This is a genomic window from Roseiarcus sp. (genome assembly GCF_049514155.1).
Taxonomy (GTDB): Bacteria; Pseudomonadota; Alphaproteobacteria; order Rhizobiales; family Beijerinckiaceae; genus Roseiarcus.
The window spans coordinates 1-8,457 of sequence record NZ_JBEKVH010000177.1 but is presented as its reverse complement, the minus strand read 5'-3'; the positions used below and the strand labels follow the sequence as shown (position 1 = coordinate 8,457).

General features: G+C 66.0%; 15 protein-coding genes and 1 pseudogene. 13 read left to right on the top strand and 3 right to left on the bottom strand.

Features of this window, described 5'->3' with window-relative positions; genetic code table 11:
* Positions 1 to 455: EamA family transporter (locus tag ABSF49_RS18805; protein WP_424114169.1), on the bottom strand; the 455-nt coding region annotated here is incomplete at its 3' end.
* A 31-nt stretch (positions 456 to 486) separates the two neighbouring features.
* Here ABSF49_RS18805 and ABSF49_RS18800 point away from each other — a divergent pair.
* From ABSF49_RS18800 to ABSF49_RS18775, 6 genes are all read left to right on the top strand, one after another.
* Positions 487 to 1,401, top strand: coding sequence for an N-formylglutamate amidohydrolase (locus ABSF49_RS18800; RefSeq protein ID WP_424114168.1), 915 nt, complete (start codon positions 487 to 489; stop codon positions 1,399 to 1,401).
* 69 nt (positions 1,402 to 1,470) lie between these two features.
* Positions 1,471 to 1,737 (top strand): DUF2312 domain-containing protein, encoded by a 267-nt coding sequence (locus tag ABSF49_RS18795; protein ID WP_424114167.1) that lies wholly within the window; start codon positions 1,471 to 1,473, stop codon positions 1,735 to 1,737.
* A gap of 42 nt (positions 1,738 to 1,779) precedes the next feature.
* The gene (locus tag ABSF49_RS18790; protein ID WP_424114166.1) at positions 1,780 to 2,478 is read left to right on the top strand and encodes a 2OG-Fe(II) oxygenase; all 699 of its coding nucleotides are present in this window, start codon (positions 1,780 to 1,782) and stop codon (positions 2,476 to 2,478) included.
* A gap of 71 nt (positions 2,479 to 2,549) precedes the next feature.
* Positions 2,550 to 2,840 (top strand): type II toxin-antitoxin system TacA family antitoxin, encoded by a 291-nt coding sequence (locus ABSF49_RS18785; RefSeq protein WP_424114165.1) that lies wholly within the window; start codon positions 2,550 to 2,552, stop codon positions 2,838 to 2,840.
* Positions 2,841 to 2,871: 31 nt separating this feature from the next.
* Complete coding sequence (locus tag ABSF49_RS18780) at positions 2,872 to 3,354, top strand: GNAT family N-acetyltransferase (RefSeq protein WP_424114172.1); 483 nt, start codon at positions 2,872 to 2,874, stop codon at positions 3,352 to 3,354.
* A gap of 270 nt (positions 3,355 to 3,624) precedes the next feature.
* The gene (locus tag ABSF49_RS18775; RefSeq protein WP_424114164.1) at positions 3,625 to 3,795 is read left to right on the top strand and encodes a hypothetical protein; all 171 of its coding nucleotides are present in this window, start codon (positions 3,625 to 3,627) and stop codon (positions 3,793 to 3,795) included.
* Positions 3,796 to 4,367: 572 nt separating this feature from the next.
* Here the strand turns inward: ABSF49_RS18775 and ABSF49_RS18770 are convergent.
* On the bottom strand, positions 4,368 to 4,784 hold the full coding sequence (locus ABSF49_RS18770) for a type II toxin-antitoxin system VapC family toxin (protein WP_424114163.1): 417 nt from the start codon (positions 4,782 to 4,784) through the stop codon (positions 4,368 to 4,370).
* Positions 4,784 to 5,041: a type II toxin-antitoxin system Phd/YefM family antitoxin gene (locus tag ABSF49_RS18765; protein WP_424114162.1), complete on the bottom strand. Its 258-nt coding sequence runs from the start codon at positions 5,039 to 5,041 to the stop codon at positions 4,784 to 4,786. Before ABSF49_RS18765 ends, ABSF49_RS18770 begins: the two co-directional genes overlap by 1 nt.
* A gap of 209 nt (positions 5,042 to 5,250) precedes the next feature.
* On the opposite strand from ABSF49_RS18765, the gene hisB reads away from it, so the two are divergent.
* From hisB to ABSF49_RS18730, 7 genes and pseudogenes are all read left to right on the top strand, one after another.
* Positions 5,251 to 5,838, top strand: coding sequence for an imidazoleglycerol-phosphate dehydratase HisB (hisB, locus tag ABSF49_RS18760; protein WP_424114161.1), 588 nt, complete (start codon positions 5,251 to 5,253; stop codon positions 5,836 to 5,838).
* Positions 5,839 to 5,945: 107 nt separating this feature from the next.
* On the top strand, positions 5,946 to 6,353 hold the full coding sequence (locus tag ABSF49_RS18755) for a DUF2628 domain-containing protein (RefSeq protein WP_424114160.1): 408 nt from the start codon (positions 5,946 to 5,948) through the stop codon (positions 6,351 to 6,353).
* Between the two features lies 1 nt (position 6,354).
* A pseudogene (hisH, locus tag ABSF49_RS18750) lies at positions 6,355 to 6,915 on the top strand (imidazole glycerol phosphate synthase subunit HisH); the annotation flags it as partial.
* 15 nt (positions 6,916 to 6,930) lie between these two features.
* Positions 6,931 to 7,686 (top strand): 1-(5-phosphoribosyl)-5-[(5-phosphoribosylamino)methylideneamino]imidazole-4-carboxamide isomerase, encoded by a 756-nt coding sequence (gene hisA / locus ABSF49_RS18745; RefSeq protein WP_424114171.1) that lies wholly within the window; start codon positions 6,931 to 6,933, stop codon positions 7,684 to 7,686.
* Positions 7,683 to 8,063 carry a hypothetical protein gene (locus ABSF49_RS18740; protein WP_424114159.1) on the top strand — a complete coding sequence of 127 codons (381 nt, stop codon included), beginning with the start codon at positions 7,683 to 7,685 and terminating at the stop codon, positions 8,061 to 8,063. Before hisA ends, ABSF49_RS18740 begins: the two co-directional genes overlap by 4 nt.
* Complete coding sequence (locus tag ABSF49_RS18735; RefSeq protein WP_424114158.1) at positions 8,060 to 8,347, top strand: hypothetical protein; 288 nt, start codon at positions 8,060 to 8,062, stop codon at positions 8,345 to 8,347. Before ABSF49_RS18740 ends, ABSF49_RS18735 begins: the two co-directional genes overlap by 4 nt.
* A partial coding sequence (locus ABSF49_RS18730; RefSeq protein WP_424114170.1) for a HisA/HisF-related TIM barrel protein occupies positions 8,347 to 8,457 on the top strand: 111 nt, incomplete at its 3' end. The genes ABSF49_RS18735 and ABSF49_RS18730, both read left to right, overlap by 1 nt.

The window sequence follows — 8,457 nt, the reverse complement described above, 5'->3', positions numbered from 1 at the left end:
AGATGGAAGCTCTGCGCCAGCAGCGCCGCGCCGCCGGCGACGCACAACGCGATGCCGATCAGCATCCTTCGCGCCGCGCGCTCGCCGAATATGAGCCAGCCGAACGCCACCACCCAGATCGGCGCGCAGGTGGCGAAGAAGGTCGCGTTGGCGACGCTGGTGGTGACGATCGACAGGTGCCAGAAGAACAGGTCGCCGGCGAAGGCGAGGCCGGCGAAGATGTCGGCGCGGCCGATCCGCCCGTCGGACGGCTCGCGCGCTTCGGCGATTCTGAGCCAGGCCCACAGCAGCGGCAGCGCCAGCGTGACCCGCCAGAAGGCGCTGGCGAACGGCCCGACGTCGGCGAGGCGGACGAAAATCGGCGATATGCCCATCGCCAGCGCCCCGACGACCAGGGCGGCGAACGACGCGCCGAAGCCGCCCTGCGGCCTCGCCGCGGGGGAGGCTTGCATCATCCGATTGCGATTCCTGCGCCCGGAGCGGGCGATGGCGTTGGCGTTGCGCCGCGCCGTCCTTATTCTTGCCGCAGGCGACCGGCAAGGGGACGGCATGGATGCGAGGGCGTGGCGCGAAGCCGACGAGGCCGACGACGATTTCGCGCCGTTTGAGCAAATTCCCGGCGCGCTCGACGGCGGCGTCCTCGTCGTCTGCGACCATGCCGCCAACGCACTGCCGCCGCGTTACGGCGACCTCGGCCTGCCGCGCGAGGCGCTCGAGCGCCACATCGCCTACGACATCGGCGCCGCCTGGCTGGCGCGCCGGCTGGCCGAAAGGCTCGGCGCGCCGGCGGTGCTCTCGACCTTCTCGCGGCTGCTGATCGACGCCAACCGCGGCGACGACGACCCGACGCTGGTGATGCGGGTGTCGGACGGCGACCTCGTGCCCGGCAACGCACGAATCGACGCGGCGGAAATCGAACGCCGCCGCAAGCTTTATTGGGCGCCCTACCGGTCGGCGATCACGGCGACGGTCGAGGCGATGCTGGCGAGCGGCGAGCCGCCGGCGATCCTGTCGGTTCACTCGTTCACGCCGCATTGGCGGGGACAGGCGCGGCCGTGGAAGGTCGGCGTGCTATGGGATTCCGATCCGCGCTTGCCCGCGCCGCTGATTCGCGCGCTCGGCGCGGAGCCCGACATCGGCCCCGATGCGGTCGGCGACAACGAGCCTTACGACGGCGGACTGCCCGGCGACACGATCAACGCCATCGCCACCGCGCGCGGCCTCGCCAACGCGCTGATCGAATTGCGCCAGGATCTGATCGGCGAGCGCGCCGCGGCAGAAGCCTGGGCCGACCGGTTGGCGCGAATCGTCGCGCCGCTCGCCGCGCCCGCTGCGATCCGGGCGCCACAGGACTGGGGCAGCCATGCCGAGGGCCGCCCGCGCCCCCCACCGCCGGCTTGACGCGCCGCGTGCGGGCGGCCATGGCTGGGCCGCAAAAAGTCTCCCAGATCGCAAGCAACGGAACGTGGAATGGCCAAGGAAGCCAAAGTCGCCGACTCTTCTGATCCGGTAAATGGCGGGCAGCTGCGCGCTTTCGTCGAGCGCATCGAGCGCCTCGAGGAAGAGAAGAAGGCGCTCGCCGACGACATCAAGGACGTCTATGCCGAAGCCAAGGGCAACGGCTTCGACGCCAAGGTGATCCGCAAGGTGGTCTCGATCCGCAAACAAGACCGCGACAAGCTGCGCGAGGAAGAGGAGATCCTCGATCTCTACCTCGCCGCGCTGGGCATGGCCTGACCCGCAGCGCCGCTAGAATCGATCAAGCAAGAGGTGAACGCCATGTCGATTCATGACGCCAACGCCGCCGACGACCGTCTCGGTGGCGAAGCCGATCGCGTCGCCGACGCCTTCGCCGCCGCCGCCGCCCGCCGTTCGAGTTTCGACGCGCCCTATCGCCACTATCTGTTGGAAGACGTCTTTCCCGCCGACGTCGCCGACGCGCTCGCCGACCTGCCGTTCGCCGCGCCCGACCTCGCCGGCGTCTCCGGGCGGCGCGAGCTGCACAACGACTCGCGCAGCTATTTCGACGCGGCGGCGATGGCGCGTTTTCCCGCCATGCGGGCGGTCGCGGAGGCGCTGCAGTCGCCGCGAATCGTCCGCCTGATCGCCGAATCCTTCGCCGCGCCGATCGACGACACGTTCCTTCGGCTCGAATATGCGCAGGACGTCGACGGCTTCTGGCTCGAACCGCACACCGACCTCGGAGTGAAGAAGTTCACCTGCCTGATCTATCTTTCCAACGGCTCCGGCCACGGAAAGCTCGGCACCGACATCTACTGGAGCAAGGAGCGCCACTACGGCGTCTCGCCGTTCAAGCGCGGCGCGGCGATGGTGTTCGTGCCCGCCGACAACACCTGGCACGGCTTCGAAAAGCGCCGGATCGAGGGCGTGCGCCGCTCGGTGATCCTCAACTACGTCACCCACGACTGGCGGGCGAGGGAGCAACTGTCGTTCCCGGAGAGCCCGGTCCGGGTGTAGGCGAGGCAGGATCGCCAGACTCGCGCGCGCAATGTGTTGACAACAGCAACACATTATGGCATCGTCGAGCGATGAACGAGCAATCGACAATCGCCGAAGTGAATATCCACCTGCGCGCGCGGGCGCGGGATCGGGCGATCATCGACCAGGCGGCGGAACTCGTCGGCGCCAACCGCTCGCAGTTCATGATCGCCTCGGCTCTCAAAGAAGCCAAGAACGTTCTGCTCGATCAGACGACCATCCACGCCGACGCGAAGGCCTTCCAAAAGATCATGGATTGGATGGACTCTGGCGCGACCCCCGCCGAAACGATCGGGATGAAGCGCATCCTTCAATCCAAGTCCCCTTGGCGAAGTGAGTAACGCGCCGCCGTCCTTCGACGCTCCTGTCCTGCTGACGGAAGCTCACGACGGCTCGGCATTCGATTCCGGCGAACCCGTTCTCGACGAGTGGTTGCGCCGCCGCGCGTGGAACAATTTGCTGACGGCGGCCAGCCGAACCTATGTCGTCTGCCCGACCGGTTCGTCTCGCGTTATTGGCTACTTCGCCCTCAGCATGGGGCAAATCCTGGCCGACGAGGCCACAGGCTCCATGCGGCGAAACATGCCGAAGTTCATTCCGGCGGTTGTGCTCGGGCGGCTGGCGATCGATCGCCCGTGGCAGGGCAAGGGGTTGGGACGCGCTCTGCTCGCCGACGCTATCCAGCGTTCCCTGCGCGCATCGGCCGAGGTCTCGGCCCGGCTGGTGATCGTTCACGCGATCTCGCCGGCCGCCGAAGCCTTCTATGTCCACCACGGCTTCACTCGCCTTCCCGTGGAGACGCCGACGTTCGCGCTCGATTTGGTCAAGCTGCGAAAGGTCGCGGGGGAAGGGTAAAGGGGCGAGTTGGGTTGCGGCGATGCGGGTTGGTCAATGTCTATGTCTTCGCCCCGCGGCGCGCCGAATTACGCAATGCGAATCATGTCGCCGTAATTCGTAATTAATTGAAAACACCGACTTCGAAACACCGAAACCAAAGTGCCGAATTGAAATTGTTTGATTGGTTTCTCTTTATTGATTCGCATCAGTAATAAAAATCGTAGTATTACTTGCTTCGTCTCGCGGACTGCTCTAACATTCGCTCATTCTCGAACAAACGAGGGTTCCATGAGTGTTCACATTGTCAGGTACAGCTATCAGCAAGCGTTTTTCGACACGCCAACGGTCGGCCATTTTGCCGTCGCGGCGAAGGACCCAGCCGCAGCGGTTTCAGCCATCGAGCGTCAGTGTCGCGGCTACGCGGTGCGCGTCGAATATATTGCGACGGTCGCGCACTGACGCAGCGCCCCAATGGGCGATCCTGCCGCACCAAAATGGCAGATGCCAGGGACGCCTGTTCCTGAGCCCCCGCTTCCCGTGTTCGGGTCATGGGTGGATTATCTTCAGCGAACCACGCGAAGTGAACGCATGGTCCGCTGCTACGCTGCGGCCAAGAAGGCAAATCGAAAACGGCTTTTGTCCGCTGCGCCATGCAACCGGTTGAGCGGCGCCGATGTCTGGAACGTCATTGTAGCGGCACGCGGACGCTGCGCTCATTGCGGATCGCTCGCCGTTGAATCGCGACCGTCGGGTCCGAGCGGCGCCCCAATCGCTTGGGCGCAGGTCGGCAGGCGGATCGGCAGTCTTGAACACGTCCATTGGCGCTTTGGCGGCGGCGATAATGATCTGTCCAATCTCGCGTGGGCCTGCTTGTGGTGCAACACATGGCCTTCTGAGCGCCGGCCGCGCGCCTTGGATCACGGCGGTTTTTACCCAAGCGAATGAGGCTTTCCCCCAGCAGATCGGCGGCGAAGTCTGTCGCAAAACGCAAGCGCGCCGTCGTGCAGCTAATATGACAAGGCGAAGCGAATTCAGACAGCCGCCGGATCGAACGGATTAACGAGCGCAACTCCCGTTGGCGCGAAATGCGGACCGTTGCGCGTCGCGACCGTCAGGCCGCGCGCCAGCGCTGTGGCGGCGATCTGCAAATCGGCGCCGCCATGGCCGGTTCGCGCGCTCAGCTCGCCCCAACGGCGCGCTGCGGCGAGATCGAACGGCAGCAAGCGTTCGGCGTAACCTGCCAATAGCCTGTCGAGCCACGTCGCGAGCCTTTCGGCGAATGCCGGATCGCGGTCGCGTTGCATTGCAATCCCACGCTCGATCTCGCCGACGCTGATAACGCTCAGGAAGAGATCGTCGTCACGTCGCCGGGCGAGCCAACGTTCGACGTGAGGGTCGCGGCGCCGCTTGGCGAGCGCCGACAACACGTCGGTATCGAGGAGATACATCAGAGATCGAGATCGCGCGGCTTGGCGCTCGCGCGCGGAAACTCGACCTCGCCCCGCGGCATGGCGAGCAGGACTTCGGCGAACGTCGGCGCCTCGAGACGCTCCAGCCGCCGCAGCCGCTCGTATTCGTCGACCGCGACCACCACCGCCACCGGCTTTCCATGTTTGGTCACCGTCTGCGGCGCGCGCCGCGCGCCTTCGAGCAGCTCGCTGAAGCGGTTCTTGCCGTCCTGGACGGACCATTCGCGTCGAGACATCGTCGCCAATTTTCTAGCTAGAATTTCTGGCTAGAATATGACGGCGCCTGTTCTCGTCGTCAAGTGGCGACGACGGATTGATCTGACAAAAGAAAAATGCGCCCCCCCGTATCGCGGCTAGAATTCGAGGTCGCGCAGGCTTCGGGTGGTCAATTGGCGCGGAGCTTGCTATCACGCCGCCCAAAAGCACGCCATCCGAAGGCTAGATCATGCGCAAGGGCGCCGTTTCGCGCAAAACCAGCGAGACCAAGATCGACGTCGCCGTCGATCTCGACGGCTCGGGCAAGTCCGACGTCAGGACCGGCGTCGGCTTCTTCGACCACATGCTCGAACAGCTCGCGCGCCATTCGCTGATCGATCTCACCGTGCGCGCCGAGGGCGACCGGCACATCGACGATCATCACACGGTCGAGGACGTCGGCATCGCGCTCGGCCAGGCCCTGCGCCAGGCGCTCGGCGACAAACGCGGATTGACCCGCTACGCCGACTGCCTGCTGCCGATGGACGAAGCGCTGACTCGCGTCGCGATCGACGTTTCCGGGCGACCGTTCCTGGTCTTCCGCGTCGAATTTCCGACCCAGAAAATCGCGACCTTCGACGTCGAGCTGGTGCGCGAATTTTTCCAGGCCTTCGCGGTCAACGGCGGCCTGACGCTTCATATTGAAAACGTGTACGGGGCGAACAGCCATCACATCGCCGAGACTTGTTTCAAGGGCGTCGCGCGGGCGCTTGGCGCCGCGCTTGCAATTGACCCGCGACAGGCCGCCCGGATTCCCTCGACCAAGGGCGCGTTGTAAACGAACCGGAAAGGATGCCGCTGCGGCGGCTGCGTTGAATGACGATCTTTGCGGCGCATTGCGCCCCTGAATTCCCACGATCCAGCGAAGCTTTGGAGCAGGCCCGGGTGTACCGGGTCGGTTTCGTCTGGCCTGCGCTCGTCTTCGCTCCGCTGTGGCTGATCGCGCGGCGCCTGTGGCGGCCGCTTGCGTTGTGGATCGTCGCTGCTGCGCTCGCCGGGGGGGCGACGGCGTACGGGCTGCTCAATCCTGGCGCCGCGTTCTGGCTCTACGTCCTTGCCGCGCTCTATCTCGGCTTCGAAGGCCGCGCGCTCGAGGCGGCGGCCTTGACCCGGCGCGGCCGGCCGCTCGCCGACATCGTTTGCGCCGCCGATTCCTCGGGCGCCGAGCGCGCGTTTTTCGCCCGCGCCGCCGACTTGGCGGACGCCCCGCGCCCGTCGGCGCCGCCGCGCAGCGGACCGGCCGCGGGCGCCCCGCACGCGGTCATCGGCCTGTTCCCGGAGGCGGGGGGCTGAAATGAGCGTCGCAATCGTCGACTACGGCTCGGGCAATCTCCATTCCGCCCACAAGGCCTTTGAACGCGCCGCGCGCGAAGCGGGGCTCGACCGCGTCGTCAAAGTGACGAGCGACCCGGACGACGTCGCGCGCGCCGAGCATATCGTGCTGCCCGGCGTCGGCGCCTTCGCCGATTGCCGCCGCGGGCTCGACGCCGTGCCCGGCATGGTGGAAGCGCTCACGGACGCGGTGCGCCGCCGCGGCCGGCCGTTCCTCGGTATCTGCGTCGGCATGCAGTTGATGGCGACGCGCGGACTCGAGTACGAGGTCGTCGCCGGCCTCGACTGGATCAGCGGCGACGTCGCTCCGATTCACGAAGCGCCCGGACTCAAGATTCCGCATATGGGTTGGAACACGCTGCAAGTTCGTCGCGAACACCCGTTGCTTGATGGAATCGCGACCGGCGACGGCGGCCTGCACGCCTATTTCGTCCACTCGTTCCAGCTCTACCCGGCCAATCCCGGCGACGTCGTCGCCGTCGCCGACTACGGCGGTCCGGTGACCGCGATGGTCGGTCGCGACAACGTCGTCGGAAAGGTGGCGTCCTTGATCCTGTTTCCCGCCATCGACCTCAAGAGCGGCGAATGCGTGCGCCTCGTGCGCGGCGACATGACGCAAGCGACCGTGTTCAACGCCGATCCGGCCGCGCAGGCGCGCATCTTCCAGGAGCGCGGCTTCGAGTGGCTGCACCTGGTCGATCTCGACGGCGCCTTCGCCGGCAAGCCGATGAACGCCGGGGCGGTCGATCGCATCCTCGCCTCGGTGTCGATGAAGGTTCAGCTCGGCGGCGGCGTCCGCGACATGAAGACGGTCGCCGGCTGGCTGGAGAAGGGCGTCGCGCGCGTCATCATCGGCACCGCCGCGGTCGAGGACCCCGGTTTCGTGCGCGAGGCTTCGCGGCTGTACCCCGGCCGCGTCGCCGTCGGCATCGACGCGCGCGACGGCCGCGTCGCGGTCGACGGCTGGGCGCGCACCTCCGACGTCGCGGCGGTCGACCTCGGCCGCCGCTTCGAGGACGCCGGCGTGGCGGCGCTGATCTACACCGACATCAGTCGCGATGGCGTGATGCAGGGTCTCAACGTCGCCGCGACCGTCGCGCTCGCCGAGGCGGTCGCGACGCCGGTCATCGCCTCGGGCGGGCTCGCCTCGATCGAGGATATCCGGCGCCTGCTCGAGCCCGATTGCCGGCCGCTCGCCGGCGCGATCACCGGCCGCGCGCTCTACGACGGCCGGCTCGACGCGCGCGAGGCGCTGGCGCTGATCCGCTCGGCGGAGAGCTTACGAGCATCATGAGAATCGAAGACGTTATAGGAAGCGCAATTTCGCGAGCCGGCGTCGTGCGGGTTCGAAGTGCTCTGAATCCTTTCCTTTGGTGCTTTGTTTGGACGGTGGCTTTTCTTATTGCGACCTATTTTCTTAGAGACGATCCGACAACGAGATACGCTTGTCTCGGTCTTGCCGCGCTCCCGCTGTTGGTCGCCTTGGCTGTCGGCGTCTACTTCGCCCTGAAGCATCCAGATCGGCTACAATCTGAGGAATTCGTAATCCGACAACGCGAGCTGCAGGTGCTTTACAAACAGGGCGCCAGCCCCGAAATTGTCGACGTGGCGCGAGAGATCGCGCGGACCGAAAGCCTGCCCGGCAGTCCTGGCGACGGAGACGAGCCATGAAGAAACATCTGCTTGTGTTCGACGACGGTAGCGGCAGCGAACTCGAACTGCGAGATTTTGTCGATTCGCTCGACACCGGCGCGGAGATGTACACGCTCGACGGTCACGTGTGCTTCCTCAAGAGCAGTCTTTCGGCGTCCGAGATTTCAGATCGGTTCCTCAGGTTTGCCGGCTCGCGTCTGTTCTTCGTCGCCGACGTGAGTTCGTCTGATTCTGCGGGCCGTATGCTTGGGGTCTTCTGGGAGTTCATCAAGAGACCCCTCTTGGAATCGGCCGCCGAATAATGCTGAAGGCGCGCGTCATCCCCTGCCTCGACGTCAAGGACGGCCGCGTCGTCAAGGGCGTCCAGTTCGTCGACCTGCGCGACGCCGGCGACCCGGTCGAATGCGCCGTC